Origin of the sequence: Pseudomonas sp. Z003-0.4C(8344-21) (genome assembly GCF_900104975.1) — a bacterium.
Lineage (GTDB): Bacteria > Pseudomonadota > Gammaproteobacteria > Pseudomonadales > Pseudomonadaceae > Aquipseudomonas > Aquipseudomonas granadensis.
This window is the reverse complement of sequence record NZ_LT629756.1, coordinates 2,275,231-2,293,870: the sequence shown is the minus strand read 5'-3', so window position 1 is coordinate 2,293,870 and position 18,640 is coordinate 2,275,231. Positions and strand designations below refer to the sequence as shown.

Below are 18,640 nucleotides of genomic sequence, written 5' to 3'. Positions count from 1 at the left end.
AACCTGTGGGAGCGAACCTGCTCGCGAAAGCGTCGCCTCGGTTTTCTAGACTGCCACAGCCCCCAGCGCCGCTACGATCTGCGCCAATGCCGGCGCCTCCCCGTCAACCCGCACTTGCAGACCTTCAATCTCGCGCCGCACTGGATACTGCTTGCGCAGCACATCAAACGCCGCACGCTGCTCAGCGACATTGCCTACAAGGCTGCGGCGAAAATCCGCATCGTCACGGCGTGGGTCATATACACCACGACACAACATGGCCAGCGCCCACGCCGGATCACTGTCGGCGTGCAGCGTCACTTGCGCCAACCACGGCGCCGGCAGCAGCTCAGCGAGCTGAATGCTCGCGGGTTGGCCGATAAAGGCGCAAAACGCCTGATAGATCTGCGCCGTGCCGCGCTGCTTGCCATCAAGGCTGTAACCGGCGATGTGTGGGGTCGCCAGCACGCAGAGCTCAGCCAAGGCGACGTCGACTTCGGGCTCGGCCTCCCAGACATCGAGCACGGCCTGCAGATCTTCCCGCTCCAGCAGCACCTGACGCAGCGCGGCGTTATCTACCACCGGGCCACGCGCCGCGTTGATCAACCATGCGCCGGGCTTGAGCTGGCGCAAACGTTGCTCATCAAACAGATGCCAGGTCGCCCCGTCACCGCTGCGGGTCAGCGGTGTGTGCAGGCTGATCACATCGCACTGCTCGATGATTTGGTCGAGGCTAACGTAATCGCCGCCTTCGGCTGCCTGACGCGGCGGGTCGCAGACTTTTACATCCCAGCCCAAACCCTTGAGCACCTTGATCAAACGCCCACCGACCTCACCCGCACCGACAACGCCGTAGGTGCGCCGAGCCAGATCGACACCTTCGATTTCAGCGAGGGTCATCAGACTGCCCAGCACATAATCGACCACACCGCGTGCATTACAGCCCGGCGCGCTCGACCAAGTGATTCCGGCCTGGTTGAAATAATCCAGATCCAGATGATCGGTGCCAATCGTGCAGGTGCCGACAAAGCGCACCTTGCTGCCCTCCAGCAGCGCTCGGTTGACCTGGGTCACCGAGCGTACGAGCAGTACGTCGGCCTGCTCGACCGTCGCACGGTCGATGGCACGGCCAGGCACTCGGCGGATCTCGCCGAACCCGGCAAAAAAGGCATCGAGCAGCGGGATATTTTCGTCGGCAACAATCAGCATGGCGGGCTCCTTGGGCGGATCGGCAGTTTAGGTGCAGATCGCTTCCCGGGCCAGCAGCCTTTGCGCTTACAAATCCGCTACGAGGATTTTTCCTGACTGCAATGTCAGCGGCGTAGAATGCGGCGCCTTGCGCATCAACACCTGTGGACGTTTTGCCTGTGAATTCCGTTACTGATCAACCTGTCGCCGTTAGCCTTTCTCGCCCCGCGCGGATTCGCCTGGAGCTGAAAACCCTGCTCGCCCTGGCCTTGCCGATCATCATCGCGCAACTGGCGACCACCGCCATGGGCTTTGTCGATGCGGTGATGGCCGGGCGTGTCGGGCCGAAGGACCTGGCGGCAGTGGCGCTGGGCAACTCGATCTGGGTGCCGGTGTTTCTGCTGATGACCGGCACACTGCTGGCAACCACACCGAAAGTCGCACAGCGCTTTGGCGCCGGTACGCACAGCGAGATCGGCCCGATTGTCCGTCAGGCCCTATGGCTGGCGCTGGTGGTGGGCCTGATCGCGACGGCGATGCTGATCGCCGCCGAGCCCGTTCTGCACTTGATGAACGTCGATCCGGAACTGATCGGTCCGTGCATGCAATATCTGCATGGCATCGCCAGCGGTCTGCCGGCGGTGGCGATCTACCATGTGCTGCGTTGCTTCAGCGATGGACTGGGCCGTACGCGGCCGGCGATGGTGTTGGGCCTGTGCGGGCTGGCGCTGAATATTCCACTGAACTACATCTTCATTTACGGCCATTTCGGCGTGCCGGCCATGGGCGGCGTCGGCTGCGGTTGGGCCACGGCGATCGTGATGTGGGTGATGGCCCTCGGCATGGCCGGCTACGAACGTTGGGCACCGGCGTATCGTTCGAGCGAACTGTTCAGCCGTTTCGACTGGCCACAGTGGGCGGTGATCAAGCGGCTGCTGGCGATTGGTCTGCCAATCGGCATCGCGGTGTTTGCCGAGTCGAGCATTTTTGCGGTGATCGCCCTGCTGATCGGCAGCCTTGGCGCCACGGTGGTCGCCGGGCATCAGATCGCCCTCAACGTCAGTTCGCTGGTGTTCATGATCCCCTACTCGCTGGGCATGGCCGTCACCGTGCGCGTCGGTCAGGCGCTCGGCCGTGAGGAACCGCGCGAGGCGCGTTTTGCTGCGGGTGTCGGCATGGCCACGGCACTGGCCTATGCCTGTCTTTCGGCGAGCATGATGCTGGCACTGCGTGAACCGATTGCGGCGATCTACACCGCCGATCCGACAGTGATCCACATTGCCGCGATGCTGATCGTCTATTCGGCGTTGTTCCAGTTCTCCGACGCGATCCAGGTCACCGCCGCCGGCGCCCTGCGTGGTTATCAGGACACGCGGGTGACGATGATTCTGACCCTGTTCGCCTATTGGGGCATCGGCTTGCCGGTGGGTTACGCCCTCGGCCTGACCGACTGGCTCGGCGAACCACGCGGCCCGAGCGGTCTGTGGCAGGGTCTGATTGTCGGCTTGAGCTGTGCGGCACTGATGCTGTCGATCCGCCTGACCCGCAGTGCGCGCAAGCGCATTCGCATCAGTCGTTCGGCTGGCTGAGCACTTTCTGCCGCAACAAAAATGTAGGAGCCAGCCTGGCTGGCGATCGCGGCAAAGTCAGTCACGGAGATATTGACTGATTTGCCGTCATCGCCAGCAGGCTGGCTCCCACATTTGTCTTAGCGTTGGCTCCGGGCTCAGGCGTCTTTCTTGCGAATCCAGTACAGGTAAGTACCGGCCTCTTCGTGCTTGCCGACCAGTTCATGGTCGAGGAACACGCAGAATTTGGGGATATCGCGCTGGGTCGACGGATCGGTGGCGATGACCTTGAGCAGGCCGCCAGGCACCAGATCACGGATGTGCTGGTGCAGCATCATCACCGGCTCAGGGCAATTGAGGCCGGTAGCGTCGAGGGTGCCGTCGACCGGGGTATCGATCATTTCACTCATGGTTTACTCCTGAAACTGGCCGGCATTGTCGCGCATTGCCGGGTGTTCGGTCACCTGCGGTGTTACGCCACACTCCAGTGGGAGCGAGCCTGCTCGCGAAAGCGCTGGGTCAGTCAATGATGTGTTGACTGACAGATAGCCTTCGCGAGCAGGCTCGCACAGGGTTTCGTATTGTGTCAGCGAGATCTGGCTTTCTTTGTGTCATGCCGACGCAAATGGCAGGTCACTTCTTCGCGGTCGTGATACAGCTGCTTGCAGCCAATATCGACTTTGATCCCGCGCGCCTTGAAGCCGTCGGCAATGCGTTCGAGCAAACGCTTCACTTCGGCATAACGCTGTTTCATCGGCAGTTTCAGGTTCACCACCGCCTCACGGCAATGGCCCTCGCCGATCCATTCTTCGAGCATCGCCGCGTTACGCGCCGGTTTCTCGACGATGTCACAGACCATCCAGTCCACCGGTTGCTTGGGCTTGAAGGTAAAGCCGTCAGCCATCAGGTGCTGAACCAGCCCCGTGTCCATCAGGCTTTCGGCCATCGGGCCGTTGTCGATGGCGGTTACCAGCATGCCGCGATTGACCAGTTGCCAGGTCCAGCCGCCAGGCGCGGCGCCCAGGTCGACGCCGGTCATGTCGCTGTGCAGACGGTCTTCCCATTGATCACGCGGAATGAAGTGGTGCCAAGCTTCTTCCAGTTTCAGCGTTGAACGGCTCGGCGCCTCGCGGGGGAATTTCAGCCGGGGAATGCCCATCGGCCACATCGCCGAGTTACCGGCATCGGCCATGCCGAGAAACACTTCGCGGCCACTTTTAAACGTCAGCAGCAGGCGCGGCTTGCTGGGGTCGTCCACCAGTTTGCCGGCAGCGGTCAGGGCTTTGCGCAGCGGGCTTTCGAACTTCTTGCAGAAGTTCGACAGCTCCTTGCCGTCGTTGGTGTCGACCACTTCCAGCCACAGGCTGCCGCAGAGCGGGAACTCGGCCATGTGCGCGAGGATCACGCTGATACGGTCGGTTTCCGGCAAATCGATGAAGAAGCCGCGCGCCCATTGCCGTGGGAAAATCAGCTCGGCGAAACGCTGACCGCGCATCAGGCGCTCGGCGCCGTCTGCTTCGGTGCAGACAAACTCGGCGTACGCTGTAGCCGCTTTGGCCTTGGCGTAACCGGCCACGTTCAGTTGGGCGGCAAGGTCGGAAATCTCCGAACAGACTTCGCCTTCGAAGCCTGGTCGGCAATGCATGAATAGGGTGTTCATTGTTACTCCTGGGCAAAGGACGAGGATTGGTCCCCTGCGCGCTGCTCAAGCCTTGCTTTACAGCAAAGCCTGTCACGAAAACCGGCGCATGATAGCCGATGTTGGAACCTTGGTTCTCGCCACAGAGTCCAGTTAATAGCCAGCTATTCAAAACAGGGCTAGGTTTAATGCTCTGTCCGTTTCCTCAGTCCGTAGCCGTGCGGACTCAAAGGAGTGCTCGTAATGCCGTCCCTCGATAGCCTGAAAACGCTCAAAACCCTGCAAATCGACGACCAGACCTACCACTACTTCAGCCTGCCAGACGCCGCCAAGAGCCTGGGCGACCTCGACAAACTGCCAATGTCGCTGAAAGTGCTGCTGGAAAACCTGCTGCGCTGGGAGGACGAAAAAACTGTCACCGGCGCTGATCTCAAGGCTATCGCCGCATGGCTCAAGGAACGCCGCTCCGACCGCGAAATCCAGTACCGCCCGGCCCGCGTACTGATGCAGGATTTTACTGGAGTACCCGCTGTGGTCGACCTCGCCGCCATGCGCGCGGCGATGGCCAAGGCCGGCGGCGATCCGCAGCGTATCAATCCGTTGTCGCCGGTGGATCTGGTGATCGATCACTCGGTGATGGTCGACAAATTCGCCTCGGCCAGCGCGTTCGAACAGAACGTCGATATCGAAATGCAGCGCAACGGCGAACGTTATGCCTTTCTGCGCTGGGGCCAGAGCGCTTTCGATAATTTCAGCGTGGTGCCGCCGGGAACCGGTATTTGCCACCAGGTCAACCTCGAATACCTCGGGCGCACGGTGTGGACCAAGGACGAAGACGGGCGCACCTATGCCTTCCCCGATACGTTGGTCGGCACAGACTCGCACACGACCATGATCAACGGCCTCGGCGTACTCGGCTGGGGCGTTGGCGGGATCGAAGCGGAAGCGGCAATGCTCGGTCAACCGGTGTCGATGCTGATTCCGGAAGTGATCGGTTTCAAACTCACCGGCAAGCTCAAGGAAGGCATCACCGCCACTGACCTGGTACTGACCGTCACGCAGATGCTGCGCAAGAAAGGCGTGGTGGGCAAATTCGTCGAGTTCTATGGCGACGGCCTCGCCGACCTGCCGCTGGCCGACCGTGCGACCATCGCCAACATGGCCCCTGAATATGGGGCAACGTGCGGATTCTTCCCGGTCGACGAAGTCACACTGGACTATCTGCGCCTGTCCGGGCGGCCGCCGGCCGTAGTCAAACTGGTCGAGGCGTACACCAAGGCACAGGGGCTGTGGCGTCTGCCCGGTCAGGAGCCGCTGTTCACTGACAGCCTGGCGCTGGACATGGGCAGCGTCGAAGCCAGCCTCGCCGGGCCGAAACGGCCGCAGGACCGCGTTTCGCTGCCCAATGTTGCACAGGCGTTCAGTGATTTTCTCGATTTGCAGTTCAAACCCACTAGCAAGGAAGAAGGCCGTCTGGAAAGCGAGGGTGGCGGTGGCGTTGCGGTGGGCAATGCCGATCTGGTCGGTGAAGCGGATTACGAATACGAGGGCCACACCTATCGGCTGAAAAATGGCGCCGTGGTCATCGCAGCGATCACCTCGTGCACCAACACCTCCAACCCGAGCGTAATGATGGCTGCCGGGTTGCTGGCGAAAAAAGCCGTAGAAAAAGGCCTGACCCGTAAACCGTGGGTGAAAAGTTCGCTGGCGCCGGGTTCGAAAGTGGTTACCGACTACTACAAGGCCGCCGGGCTGACGCAATATCTCGATCAGCTCGGGTTTTCCCTGGTCGGCTACGGCTGCACCACCTGCATCGGCAACTCCGGGCCGCTACCTGAGCCGATCGAGAAAGCCATCCAGAAAGCCGACCTCACCGTGGCCTCGGTGTTGTCCGGCAATCGCAACTTCGAGGGCCGCGTGCATCCGCTGGTGAAAACCAACTGGCTGGCCTCACCGCCATTGGTCGTCGCGTACGCCTTGGCTGGTAGTGTGCGCAGCGACATCAGCAGCGAACCGCTGGGGCAAGACCAACAAGGCAATCCGGTGTACCTGCGCGACATCTGGCCGAGCAGCCAGGAAATCGCCGACGCGGTGAATCAGGTCAACACCGCCATGTTTCACAAGGAATACGCGGAGGTGTTCGCCGGCGACGAGCAGTGGCAGGCGATCGAAGTGCCTCAAGCGGCCACGTACGTGTGGCAGGACGATTCGACCTACATTCAACATCCGCCGTTCTTCGACGATATCTCCGGCCCGCTGCCGCAAATCGAGGATGTCAAAGGTGCGCGCGTACTGGCACTGCTCGGCGATTCGGTGACCACCGACCACATTTCCCCTGCCGGCAACATCAAGGCTGACAGCCCTGCGGGGCGTTACCTGCGCGAGAAAGGCGTGGAGCCGCGCGACTTCAACTCCTACGGCTCACGGCGCGGTAACCACGAAGTGATGATGCGCGGCACGTTTGCCAACATCCGGATCCGCAACGAAATGCTTGGCGGCGAGGAAGGCGGCAACACGATCTACATTCCGACCGGTGAGAAACTGGCGATCTACGACGCGGCCATGAAATACCAGGCGTCGGGTACGCCGCTGGTGGTGATTGCGGGCCAGGAATACGGCACCGGCTCCAGTCGCGACTGGGCGGCCAAGGGCACCAATCTGCTCGGCGTCAAAGCGGTGATTGCGGAAAGCTTCGAGCGCATCCACCGCTCGAATCTGGTAGGCATGGGCGTGCTGCCGCTGCAATTCAAGCTCGACCAAAATCGCAAGAGCCTCAACCTGACCGGCAAGGAAACCTTTGAAATCCAAGGACTGAGCGGGGTCGAGCTGACGCCGAGAATGAATCTGCCGCTGGTGATCACCCGTGAGGATGGGCGCCAGGAAAAAATCGAGGTGCTGTGCCGCATCGATACCTTGAATGAGGTGGAGTACTTCAAGGCCGGCGGGATCCTGCATTACGTATTGCGGCAGTTGATTGCTTCGTAATATTTGCAGAAACAGAAACACCGCCATCTGGCGGTGTTTCCCTTTGCGCGCAGCACTTTTCTACAGGCGAAAAAAAACCCGCCGAAGCGGGTTTTTCCCAAGACCATTATCGACTCCCTGTCGGCAGCGATCCTTGCAATGGTCGATCATCCTTGATCCTGAAACACTCCCTGTGTCTCAGTTGATGTGTGTAGATTACCCAGTGGATCCAATCAGTAATAGTCGTAAAAGCTACCAAGGCGTGTAAGACATTCGCCATACAAGCCCTTCCGAAAACCCCTAGCCGTGTCAGGCGCCACCGCTTTCACGGGCCTTGGCGCTCTCTGCGAGGAAATGCTCGAGTCTGCTCAGTTGCTCTTCCCAGCCGCGACTGTCCATGTAGTACGCCTCTTTCTGGCGAATATCGGGAATATGGGCAAATCCGGATTCAGAGACCTTCAACAGCGTGCCATCCTCGAAATCTTCCAGCTCGAATCTGACAAGCGTCGTCGGCTCCTGGGAGTAATCGATCTTCGGATTGACTGCATACGGATGCCAGCGGAACGAAAACAACTGCTGCGGCTCGACCCGCTCGATCAACACATTCCATAAAACGTGTTCATAACCCGGATAAGTGACCTGCCCTTGCGTCCATTCACCGGCGATGAACCGACGGCCCTCCAGCGCCACGCCAAACCACTGGCCAAACGCCTCGGCATCAACCAAGGCACGCCAGACATGCGAACGCGGCGCCTTGAGCGTGATCTTGCGTTCGAAACTATTGGGTACTGGCTTCATACGTCACCTCCTGTTCTGAACACTAGGCTTGTATGACCACATGTCCAATGTGAAGTTGTATCAAAGCGGTGCAGCCACTTCCGAAAGGAAACATCCTGCTGCCATTTTTTGCCGGTGCCACGATGGATGCCGATCCCCTCTCGCAGCGAAGCTGGTACCTTTGCCAGCGACATGAATGAAAAGGATTGCGTCATGCTGCCATCCCTTGCCGATCGTTATCGCGGTGCCCTTCTCGGTCTGGCGTGCGGCGACGCCGTAGGTACTACGGTTGAGTTCAAACCACGCGGATCATTCCAACCGTTGACCGACATGGTTGGTGGTGGCCCCTTCCACCTCGAACCCGGGCAATGGACCGATGACACCTCGATGGCGTTGTGTCTGGCGGAAAGTCTGCTGACCAAAAATGGCTTCAATGCGGTTGATCAGATGGGCCGCTATCTCAATTGGTGGCAGTGGGGTTATCTCAGCTCGACTGGTGAGTGTTTCGATATCGGCACGACCGTCAGTCAGGCGCTGGCACACTATCAGCAAACCGCTGACCCTTTTGCCGGCTCGACCGACCCATACAGCGCTGGTAACGGTTCGCTGATGCGCCTGGCTCCGGTGGTGCTGTTTTACTTTCCCGATCTCCAGCAGATCCACACCTTTGCCGCCGACAGTTCGCGAACTACCCACGCCGCCCCGGAAGCCATCGAGTGTTGCCAGTTGCTGGCTGGCTTGATCGCCAAAGCCCTTGCAGGCGCAAGCAAAGCAGAGCTGCGCCGGCTGTCATCCGCCAGCTTCTCGCAGCCCAAGGTCGCGGCCATTGCCCGTGGCGATTACCTCAGCCTGTCCGAGGCAGATATCAAAGGCAGCGGCTACAGCGTGCAGTCGCTGGAAGCAGCGCTGTGGTGCTTTCAGCGTACGAACAGCTTTGCAGCAGCGATATTGCAAGCGGCCAATCTGGGCGATGACGCCGATACCACTGCTGCGATTACCGGTCAGTTGGCCGGCGCCTATTACGGCGTACAGGGCATTCCTGCGCATTGGCTCGCTACCCTGCACGACGGTGCAGAGATTGCGGCTATAGCCGACCGTTTGCTCGCAGCTTCCCGAATTCGCCCGACTGAATAAACGCAGCGCAAACGCTACACTGCTCGGCACCAGCCCTTTAATACAGCGAGATCTGACCATGTCCCCGCGCCCGCTTTTGGCTCTGTCGCCGTTTCTGTTCTCCCCGCTCCTCCATGCCGCCGTTGACTGCGCGAATGCCAGCGATCAGGCGACAATGAATCAGTGTGCAGGCCAGGATTTCAAAGCGGCGGACAAGGAACTGAACACGGTGTATCAGCAGATCACGGCACGGTTGAAGGACAACCCGGATGGCAAGAAACTGTTAATCAGCGCGCAGCGCGCGTGGATCGGGTTTCGCGATACCGAGTGCAAGTTCTCCGCCTCGGGCGTCGCGGGTGGAAGCGTCTATCCGCTGATTTACAGCAATTGCATGACCAGCATGACGAAAACCCGTGTTGAATCGTTGAAACAGTATCTGAAGTGCGAAGAAGGTGACATGAGCTGCCCGGTGCCGGGCGCCTGACACCGCTCTGAACCACAGACCCGCTCCCCAGTTGAAAGGCTTCCACTGGAGCGAGCGAGCCTGCTCACGAAGCTGTCAGCCAGACACTGACCACTGAACGATCAAACGTGCGGATCCCCCGGCGCCTTGCTCGGCACCGCGTACTGCGGCTTGAGATGACCGTCCTGATCAAGCAACCAGGCATCCATGATCTGCCGCACCACTGGCCCGGCGACACGACCGCCGGCCTCGCCGTTTTCGATCATTACCGAAATGGCAATCTTCGGATGTTCGGCCGGGGCGAAACCGACGAACAAGGCGTTGTCGCGGTGGCGCTCAAGGGTTTTCTCGCGGTTGTAGCGCTCGCCCTGCTTGATCGCCACCACCTGCGCCGTACCGCTCTTGCCAGCGATGCGGTATTGCGCACCCGCCGCGGCCGCGCGGGCGATACCTCGGGCGTCGTGCATGACCATCTGCATGCCATGGTTGACCTGCTCCCAATCGCGCGGATCCTTGAGCAGGATGTTCGGCATCGGGTGCTCATCGACCGGCGCGACGCCATCGACCGTCTTGGCCAGGTGCGGACGGTTCCACACTCCTTTGTTCGCGATCAACGCCGTGGCCTGAGCCAGTTGCAGCGGCGTGACCTGCATATAACCCTGACCAATGCCGAGGATCACGGTTTCGCCCGGGAACCAGGGTTGGCGCCGTGTAGCACGCTTCCAGGCTTGCGACGGCATGAGGCCGGGTGACTCTTCAAACATGTCCAGCGAGACTTTCTCACCGAGGCCGAACATCGCCATGTAATCGTGCAAGCGATCGATACCGAGCTTGTGGGCCAGATCATAGAAGTAAGTGTCGTTGGAGCGCATGATTGCTGCATCCATGTCCACCCACCCATCGCCGCTGTGGTTCCAGTTGCGATACTTGTGATCGAAATCAGGGAGCTGGTAGTAACCGGGGTCGAACACACGGGTCTGCGGGGTCACGACACCGGCATCCAGGCCGGCAATGGCCACCTCCGGTTTGATCGTCGAGCCGGGGGCGTATAAGCCCCGCAACACGCGATTGAACAGCGGCCGATCTATGGAATCCCGCAGTGCCGAGTATTCCTTGGAGCTGATTCCGGTCACGAACAGGTTCGGGTCGAAGCTCGGATTACTGACCATCGCCAATACCTCGCCCGTCGATGGATCAAGCGCTACCACTGAACCACGGCGATCGCCCAGGGCGGCCTCTGCCGCTTCCTGCAGTTTGACGTCGAGGCTGAGCACGATGTTTTTACCCGGCACCGGATCGGTGTGTTTAAGCACTCGAAGTACCCGACCCTGAGCGTTGGTTTCGACTTCCTCATAACCGACATGGCCATGTAACTGCGCTTCGTAGAATCGCTCAATGCCGGTTTTACCAATGGATTGAGTGCCGCGGTACTCGACCGAATCCAGGGTTTTGGCTTCTTTTTCGTTGATCCGGCCAACGTAGCCGATTGAATGGGCAAAATGCGCCCCGAGCGGATAATCGCGGACAAATTGCGGCTCGACATCAATGCCCGGCAAATGAAACTCGTTGACGGCCAATACGGCGATTTGCTCTTCGGTCAGCTCGTAGAACAGCGTCACCGGGGTAAACGGATGACGGGATTGCTTCATCGCCTTGTCGAAAACCGCGCGATCCTCCGCGGGCAGATGCAAGAGATTGATGACCTCGTCCAGCTCTTGATTGACGTCGCTGGCGCGTTCGCGGGTGATTGTCAGGTTGAAGCTGGGACGGTTCTCGGCGAGTACCACGCCGTTGCGGTCGTAGATCAGACCGCGCGTCGGCGGGATTGGCAAGACGTGAACGCGATTGTTTTCCGAGATGGTCGAGTGGTAGTCGAACTCCACTACTTGCAGGATGTACAGGCGCACGACAAGGGCGCAGCTGATGGCAAAGACGAACAAGGCGCAGGCAATCAACCGTTTGTTGACCAGACGCGTCTCTTTTTCGTGGTCCTTGATCGGGATGGCTTCAGGCATTTCTACAGCAACTCTTTAACATGAATGAATGCCGATCCGTGGGCATGGCAGCAGTCCGTAAAAACGAGCTGCACCATACCAAAAACTGCCCGGTCACTTCAGGACGTTTTTTTAATGACGACGGTTGAAGCGAATTGATGCATCGGAGAAACTTTTTCGCAGGCAAAACAAAACCCCAACTGCTTTCGCAATTGGGGTTTCGGAATTTAATCTTGACGATGACCTACTCTCACATGGGGAAACCCCACACTACCATCGGCGATGCATCGTTTCACTGCTGAGTTCGGGATGGGATCAGGTGGTTCCAACGCTCTATGGTCGTCAAGAAATTCGGGTACTGACTCGTGACCAGATGGCCTCGCTTCAGCAAATTGGGTATGTGACAGCTGTCGGTGTTTTGTGAACATCGAACTTTCGGTTCGTTTCGTCTTCACACACCGCAATCTGGTCTGTTCGACGCAAATTGCTTGGGTGTTATATGGTCAAGCCTCACGGGCAATTAGTATTGGTTAGCTCAACGCCTCACAGCGCTTACACACCCAACCTATCAACGTCGTAGTCTTCGACGGCCCTTCAGGGAACTCAAGGTTCCAGTGAGATCTCATCTTGAGGCAAGTTTCCCGCTTAGATGCTTTCAGCGGTTATCTTTCCCGAACATAGCTACCCGGCAATGCCACTGGCGTGACAACCGGAACACCAGAGGTTCGTCCACTCCGGTCCTCTCGTACTAGGAGCAGCCCCTCTCAAATCTCAAACGTCCACGGCAGATAGGGACCGAACTGTCTCACGACGTTCTAAACCCAGCTCGCGTACCACTTTAAATGGCGAACAGCCATACCCTTGGGACCGGCTTCAGCCCCAGGATGTGATGAGCCGACATCGAGGTGCCAAACACCGCCGTCGATATGAACTCTTGGGCGGTATCAGCCTGTTATCCCCGGAGTACCTTTTATCCGTTGAGCGATGGCCCTTCCATACAGAACCACCGGATCACTAAGACCTACTTTCGTACCTGCTCGACGTGTCTGTCTCGCAGTCAAGCGCGCTTTTGCCTTTATACTCTACGACCGATTTCCGACCGGTCTGAGCGCACCTTCGTACTCCTCCGTTACTCTTTAGGAGGAGACCGCCCCAGTCAAACTACCCACCATACACTGTCCTCGATCCGGATAACGGACCTGAGTTAGAACCTCAAAGTTGCCAGGGTGGTATTTCAAGGATGGCTCCACGCGAACTGGCGTCCACGCTTCAAAGCCTCCCACCTATCCTACACAAGCAAATTCAAAGTCCAGTGCAAAGCTATAGTAAAGGTTCACGGGGTCTTTCCGTCTAGCCGCGGATACACTGCATCTTCACAGCGATTTCAATTTCACTGAGTCTCGGGTGGAGACAGCGCCGCCATCGTTACGCCATTCGTGCAGGTCGGAACTTACCCGACAAGGAATTTCGCTACCTTAGGACCGTTATAGTTACGGCCGCCGTTTACCGGGGCTTCGATCAAGAGCTTCGCGTTAGCTAACCCCATCAATTAACCTTCCGGCACCGGGCAGGCGTCACACCCTATACGTCCACTTTCGTGTTTGCAGAGTGCTGTGTTTTTAATAAACAGTCGCAGCGGCCTGGTATCTTCGACCGGCATGAGCTTACGGAGCAAGTCCTTCACCCTCACCGGCGCACCTTCTCCCGAAGTTACGGTGCCATTTTGCCTAGTTCCTTCACCCGAGTTCTCTCAAGCGCCTTGGTATTCTCTACCCAACCACCTGTGTCGGTTTGGGGTACGGTTCCTGGTTACCTGAAGCTTAGAAGCTTTTCTTGGAAGCATGGCATCAACCACTTCGTCACCCAAAGGGTAACTCGTCATCAGCTCTCGGCCTTAAGATCCCGGATTTACCTAAGATCTCAGCCTACCACCTTAAACTTGGACAACCAACGCCAAGCTGGCCTAGCCTTCTCCGTCCCTCCATCGCAATAACCAGAAGTACAGGAATATTAACCTGTTTTCCATCGACTACGCTTTTCAGCCTCGCCTTAGGGACCGACTAACCCTGCGTCGATTAACGTTGCGCAGGAAACCTTGGTCTTTCGGCGTGGGTGTTTTTCACACCCATTGTCGTTACTCATGTCAGCATTCGCACTTCTGATACCTCCAGCAAGCTTCTCAACTCACCTTCACAGGCTTACAGAACGCTCCTCTACCGCATCATCCGAAGATGATACCCGTAGCTTCGGTGTATGGTTTGAGCCCCGTTACATCTTCCGCGCAGGCCGACTCGACTAGTGAGCTATTACGCTTTCTTTAAAGGGTGGCTGCTTCTAAGCCAACCTCCTAGCTGTCTAAGCCTTCCCACATCGTTTCCCACTTAACCATAACTTTGGGACCTTAGCTGACGGTCTGGGTTGTTTCCCTTTTCACGACGGACGTTAGCACCCGCCGTGTGTCTCCCATGCTCGGCACTTGTAGGTATTCGGAGTTTGCATCGGTTTGGTAAGTCGGGATGACCCCCTAGCCGAAACAGTGCTCTACCCCCTACAGTGATACATGAGGCGCTACCTAAATAGCTTTCGAGGAGAACCAGCTATCTCCGAGCTTGATTAGCCTTTCACTCCGATCCACAGGTCATCCGCTAACTTTTCAACGGTAGTCGGTTCGGTCCTCCAGTCAGTGTTACCTAACCTTCAACCTGCCCATGGATAGATCGCCCGGTTTCGGGTCTATTCCCAGCGACTAGACGCCCTATTAAGACTCGCTTTCGCTACGCCTCCCCTATTCGGTTAAGCTCGCCACTGAAAATAAGTCGCTGACCCATTATACAAAAGGTACGCAGTCACCCAACAAAGTGGGCTCCCACTGCTTGTACGCATACGGTTTCAGGATCTATTTCACTCCCCTCTCCGGGGTTCTTTTCGCCTTTCCCTCACGGTACTAGTTCACTATCGGTCAGTCAGTAGTATTTAGCCTTGGAGGATGGTCCCCCCATATTCAGACAAAGTTTCTCGTGCTCCGTCCTACTCGATTTCATGACTAAGAGATTTTCGCGTACAGGGCTATCACCCACTATGGCCGCACTTTCCAGAGCGTTCCGCTAATCTCAAAGCCACTTAAGGGCTAGTCCCCGTTCGCTCGCCACTACTAAGGGAATCTCGGTTGATTTCTTTTCCTCAGGGTACTTAGATGTTTCAGTTCCCCTGGTTCGCCTCTTGCACCTATGTATTCAGTACAAGATAACCATCTTATGATGGCTGGGTTCCCCCATTCAGACATCTCCGGATCAAAGTCTGTTTGCCGACTCCCCGAAGCTTTTCGCAGGCTACCACGTCTTTCATCGCCTCTGACTGCCAAGGCATCCACCGTATGCGCTTCTTCACTTGACCATATAACCCCAAGCAATCTGGTTATACTGTGAAGACGACATTCGCCGAAAATTCGAATTTCTCAATTAAGAGAACTCACAAATTTTACCTTAGCCTGATCCGTTACCAGTGAAAGTAACGTCCAGTCTATCTTTCTATCACATACCCAAATTTTTAAAGAACGATCTAGCCAAAGACTAGAAATCAACATTCACCATCACAACGATGGAATGCTCATTTCTAAGCTTTATACAAGAGAAGCAGTAGTGGTGGAGCCAAGCGGGATCGAACCGCTGACCTCCTGCGTGCAAGGCAGGCGCTCTCCCAGCTGAGCTATGGCCCCGTATTTCTACCGGCGTTTCCCACACAAAATTGGTGGGTCTGGGCAGATTCGAACTGCCGACCTCACCCTTATCAGGGGTGCGCTCTAACCAACTGAGCTACAGACCCAATTTCGGGCTGCTTCTATCGTCTTCTTCAATGAATCAAGCAATTCGTGTGGGAGCTCATGGAGCAGCTGATGTCGTCGATTAAGGAGGTGATCCAGCCGCAGGTTCCCCTACGGCTACCTTGTTACGACTTCACCCCAGTCATGAATCACACCGTGGTAACCGTCCTCCCGAAGGTTAGACTAGCTACTTCTGGTGCAACCCACTCCCATGGTGTGACGGGCGGTGTGTACAAGGCCCGGGAACGTATTCACCGTGACATTCTGATTCACGATTACTAGCGATTCCGACTTCACGCAGTCGAGTTGCAGACTGCGATCCGGACTACGATCGGTTTTATGGGATTAGCTCCACCTCGCGGCTTGGCAACCCTTTGTACCGACCATTGTAGCACGTGTGTAGCCCAGGCCGTAAGGGCCATGATGACTTGACGTCATCCCCACCTTCCTCCGGTTTGTCACCGGCAGTCTCCTTAGAGTGCCCACCATAACGTGCTGGTAACTAAGGACAAGGGTTGCGCTCGTTACGGGACTTAACCCAACATCTCACGACACGAGCTGACGACAGCCATGCAGCACCTGTCTCAATGTTCCCGAAGGCACCAATCCATCTCTGGAAAGTTCATTGGATGTCAAGGCCTGGTAAGGTTCTTCGCGTTGCTTCGAATTAAACCACATGCTCCACCGCTTGTGCGGGCCCCCGTCAATTCATTTGAGTTTTAACCTTGCGGCCGTACTCCCCAGGCGGTCAACTTAATGCGTTAGCTGCGCCACTAAGAGCTCAAGGCTCCCAACGGCTAGTTGACATCGTTTACGGCGTGGACTACCAGGGTATCTAATCCTGTTTGCTCCCCACGCTTTCGCACCTCAGTGTCAGTATCAGTCCAGGTGGTCGCCTTCGCCACTGGTGTTCCTTCCTATATCTACGCATTTCACCGCTACACAGGAAATTCCACCACCCTCTACCATACTCTAGCTCGACAGTTTTGAATGCAGTTCCCAGGTTGAGCCCGGGGATTTCACATCCAACTTAACGAACCACCTACGCGCGCTTTACGCCCAGTAATTCCGATTAACGCTTGCACCCTCTGTATTACCGCGGCTGCTGGCACAGAGTTAGCCGGTGCTTATTCTGTCGGTAACGTCAAAATTGCAGAGTATTAATCTACAACCCTTCCTCCCAACTTAAAGTGCTTTACAATCCGAAGACCTTCTTCACACACGCGGCATGGCTGGATCAGGCTTTCGCCCATTGTCCAATATTCCCCACTGCTGCCTCCCGTAGGAGTCTGGACCGTGTCTCAGTTCCAGTGTGACTGATCATCCTCTCAGACCAGTTACGGATCGTCGCCTTGGTGAGCCATTACCTCACCAACTAGCTAATCCGACCTAGGCTCATCTGATAGCGCAAGGCCCGAAGGTCCCCTGCTTTCTCCCGTAGGACGTATGCGGTATTAGCGTTCCTTTCGAAACGTTGTCCCCCACTACCAGGCAGATTCCTAGGCATTACTCACCCGTCCGCCGCTGAATCCAGGAGCAAGCTCCTTTCATCCGCTCGACTTGCATGTGTTAGGCCTGCCGCCAGCGTTCAATCTGAGCCATGATCAAACTCTTCAGTTCAAACATCTTTGGGTTTTTAAGAAACCCTAAACTTGGCTCAGCAATCGTTGGTTACATCTTTGATTTCTCGCGGAGTAACTTGTGATGCTGACAATCTTGTTGACTATCAGTCTGACTCCACAAGCACCCACACGAATTGCTTGATTCAGTTGTTAAAGAGCGGTTGGTCAAGATCTTTCGTCTCAACCGAGGCGCGCATTCTACAGCAGCCTCATTTGCTGTCAAGTGATTATTTTCAGAAGCTTTCGAAGATTTCTTCAACAACTTCAACCACTTGCGCTTCCGATCTCTCGTCAGCGGGAGGCGAATTCTACAGCGTTACACGCTGCTGTCAACACCTCTTTTTCAACTTCCTTTCGAGCTTCGATGAACTGAAGCCACTTATCGCCGAAACCTACTTAACTCGTTGAATCTCAAGGAGTTTTCCGTTTCGACTGCGCCGGAAGTGGGGCGAATTATAGACAGATCCGATCCACCGTCAAGCAGTAATTTCGTATTTCTATCGAAACAGTTAAAAACGCCATCTGTATATAGACGTAACGAAAACCAATGCGCAGTATATTGCCCAATACCAACAATAAACCTCTCCTGCTCTTACTTTGGACGATGCCACGCAATGAATGACCAACCACGATCGCTTGCCTCTCTGTTGTTTCCGGTTGGCCTGCTATTAATCGCCATGGCATCGATCCAGTCCGGCGCCTCCCTGGCGAAAAGCATGTTTCCCGTCGTTGGTGCTCAGGGCACCACTACGCTGCGCCTTATCTTTGCCAGTGTGATCATGTTGCTGATACTGCGCCCCTGGCGGGCCAAGCTGACGGCCAGATCGCTGCGCACCGTAATCGTCTACGGGATGGCGCTGGGCGGCATGAACTTCCTCTTCTATATGTCATTGCGCACGGTCCCGCTGGGCATTGCCGTTGCCCTCGAATTCACCGGCCCGCTCGCCGTGGCGATCTATGCTTCCCGCCGGGCAATCGATTTTCTGTGGATCGCCCTCGCTGCGATTGGTTTGTTCCTGTTGATCCCCAGCGGAGCCACCAGCGTAGGTATCGACCTGGTGGGCGCCGGCTATGCACTGGGCGCAGGGGTTTGCTGGGCGCTGTACATCCTGTTCGGACAAAAGGCCGGGGCCGATAATGGCGTCACGACAGCTGCACTCGGGGTGATGATCGCCGCGCTGTTCGTAGCGCCGATCGGCATCGTCCATGCTGGCGCAGCGTTGCTAACCCCCTCGTTGATTCCGATCGCAATCGGCGTCGCGGTCCTGTCCACTGCCCTGCCCTACACGCTGGAGATGGTCGCACTCACGCGCATGCCGGCGCGCACCTTTGGCACGTTGATGAGCATCGAGCCGGCCTTCGGCGCGCTGTCCGGCCTGTTGTTTCTGCAGGAATTCCTCACGCTGTCACAATGGATGGCCATTCTGTGCATTATTCTGGCTTCCGTCGGCGCCACCATGACCATGGGCAGCGCGGCGAAACCGGCAATCGCGGCCGATTGAATGCGCAAGTG

General features: G+C 57.1%; 10 protein-coding genes, 2 tRNA genes and 3 rRNA genes. 5 read left to right on the top strand and 10 right to left on the bottom strand.

Annotated features, from left to right (window positions below; genetic code table 11):
* Positions 1–45: 45 nt before the first annotated feature.
* Positions 46–1,188, bottom strand: a complete 1,143-nt coding sequence (gene pdxB / locus BLU24_RS10570) for a 4-phosphoerythronate dehydrogenase PdxB (RefSeq protein ID WP_093099863.1) — start codon at positions 1,186–1,188, stop codon at positions 46–48.
* Between the two features lie 158 nt (positions 1,189–1,346).
* Here pdxB and BLU24_RS10565 point away from each other — a divergent pair, with 158 nt between their 5' ends.
* Positions 1,347–2,756, top strand: a complete 1,410-nt coding sequence (locus BLU24_RS10565; RefSeq protein WP_093099862.1) for an MATE family efflux transporter — start codon at positions 1,347–1,349, stop codon at positions 2,754–2,756.
* Positions 2,757–2,893: 137 nt separating this feature from the next.
* On the opposite strand, the gene tusA is transcribed toward BLU24_RS10565, so the two are convergent.
* A complete protein-coding gene (tusA, locus tag BLU24_RS10560) occupies positions 2,894–3,145 on the bottom strand; it encodes a sulfurtransferase TusA (protein WP_093099861.1) in 252 nt (83 codons plus the stop codon).
* Between the two features lie 176 nt (positions 3,146–3,321).
* On the bottom strand, positions 3,322–4,395 hold the full coding sequence (gene rlmM, locus BLU24_RS10555) for a 23S rRNA (cytidine(2498)-2'-O)-methyltransferase RlmM (RefSeq protein ID WP_093099860.1): 1,074 nt from the start codon (positions 4,393–4,395) through the stop codon (positions 3,322–3,324).
* A 222-nt stretch (positions 4,396–4,617) separates the two neighbouring features.
* On the opposite strand from rlmM, the gene acnA reads away from it, so the two are divergent.
* Positions 4,618–7,359, top strand: coding sequence for an aconitate hydratase AcnA (gene acnA / locus BLU24_RS10550; RefSeq protein ID WP_093099859.1), 2,742 nt, complete (start codon positions 4,618–4,620; stop codon positions 7,357–7,359).
* Positions 7,360–7,647: 288 nt separating this feature from the next.
* Here acnA and BLU24_RS10545 read toward each other — a convergent pair whose 3' ends face one another.
* Positions 7,648–8,136: an SRPBCC family protein gene (locus BLU24_RS10545; protein WP_093099856.1), complete on the bottom strand. Its 489-nt coding sequence runs from the start codon at positions 8,134–8,136 to the stop codon at positions 7,648–7,650.
* 192 nt (positions 8,137–8,328) lie between these two features.
* Here BLU24_RS10545 and BLU24_RS10540 point away from each other — a divergent pair, with 192 nt between their 5' ends.
* Both BLU24_RS10540 and BLU24_RS10535 read left to right on the top strand, forming a co-directional pair.
* Positions 8,329–9,249, top strand: coding sequence for an ADP-ribosylglycohydrolase family protein (locus BLU24_RS10540; protein WP_093099853.1), 921 nt, complete (start codon positions 8,329–8,331; stop codon positions 9,247–9,249).
* A 58-nt stretch (positions 9,250–9,307) separates the two neighbouring features.
* Positions 9,308–9,712: a lysozyme inhibitor LprI family protein gene (locus BLU24_RS10535; protein WP_093099851.1), complete on the top strand. Its 405-nt coding sequence runs from the start codon at positions 9,308–9,310 to the stop codon at positions 9,710–9,712.
* Between the two features lie 101 nt (positions 9,713–9,813).
* Here BLU24_RS10535 and mrdA read toward each other — a convergent pair whose 3' ends face one another.
* From mrdA to BLU24_RS10505, 6 genes are all read right to left on the bottom strand, one after another.
* Entirely contained in the window at positions 9,814–11,706 is a 1,893-nt protein-coding gene (gene mrdA, locus BLU24_RS10530) for a penicillin-binding protein 2 (protein ID WP_093099849.1), read from the bottom strand.
* Positions 11,707–11,916: 210 nt separating this feature from the next.
* A 5S ribosomal RNA gene (rrf, locus tag BLU24_RS10525) occupies positions 11,917–12,032 on the bottom strand.
* A gap of 152 nt (positions 12,033–12,184) precedes the next feature.
* Positions 12,185–15,078: ribosomal RNA gene (locus tag BLU24_RS10520) — 23S ribosomal RNA — on the bottom strand.
* Positions 15,079–15,324: 246 nt separating this feature from the next.
* Positions 15,325–15,400, bottom strand: a tRNA-Ala gene (locus BLU24_RS10515).
* A 30-nt stretch (positions 15,401–15,430) separates the two neighbouring features.
* Positions 15,431–15,507: transfer RNA gene (locus BLU24_RS10510), tRNA-Ile, on the bottom strand.
* A gap of 81 nt (positions 15,508–15,588) precedes the next feature.
* Positions 15,589–17,125 (bottom strand): 16S ribosomal RNA (locus BLU24_RS10505).
* The 16S, 23S and 5S rRNA genes sit together here with 2 tRNA genes alongside, the layout of an rRNA operon.
* 616 nt (positions 17,126–17,741) lie before the next feature.
* On the opposite strand from BLU24_RS10505, the gene rhtA reads away from it, so the two are divergent.
* Positions 17,742–18,629, top strand: coding sequence for a threonine/homoserine exporter RhtA (gene rhtA / locus BLU24_RS10495; protein WP_093099847.1), 888 nt, complete (start codon positions 17,742–17,744; stop codon positions 18,627–18,629).
* Positions 18,630–18,640: the final 11 nt, after the last annotated feature.

Excerpts from the sequence above, each read along its gene's own strand:
- pdxB (WP_093099863.1), bottom strand. The coding sequence starts at position 1,188 with ATGCTGATTGTTGCCGACGAAAATATCCCGCTGCTCGATGCCTTTTTT.
- BLU24_RS10545 (WP_093099856.1), bottom strand. The coding sequence starts at position 8,136 with ATGAAGCCAGTACCCAATAGTTTCGAACGCAAGATCACGCTCAAGGCG.
- acnA (WP_093099859.1), top strand. The coding sequence starts at position 4,618 with ATGCCGTCCCTCGATAGCCTGAAAACGCTCAAAACCCTGCAAATCGAC.
- mrdA (WP_093099849.1), bottom strand. The coding sequence starts at position 11,706 with ATGCCTGAAGCCATCCCGATCAAGGACCACGAAAAAGAGACGCGTCTG.
- BLU24_RS10535 (WP_093099851.1), top strand. The coding sequence starts at position 9,308 with ATGTCCCCGCGCCCGCTTTTGGCTCTGTCGCCGTTTCTGTTCTCCCCG.
- BLU24_RS10540 (WP_093099853.1), top strand. The coding sequence starts at position 8,329 with ATGCTGCCATCCCTTGCCGATCGTTATCGCGGTGCCCTTCTCGGTCTG.
- rhtA (WP_093099847.1), top strand. The coding sequence starts at position 17,742 with ATGAATGACCAACCACGATCGCTTGCCTCTCTGTTGTTTCCGGTTGGC.
- tusA (WP_093099861.1), bottom strand. The coding sequence starts at position 3,145 with ATGAGTGAAATGATCGATACCCCGGTCGACGGCACCCTCGACGCTACC.
- rlmM (WP_093099860.1), bottom strand. The coding sequence starts at position 4,395 with ATGAACACCCTATTCATGCATTGCCGACCAGGCTTCGAAGGCGAAGTC.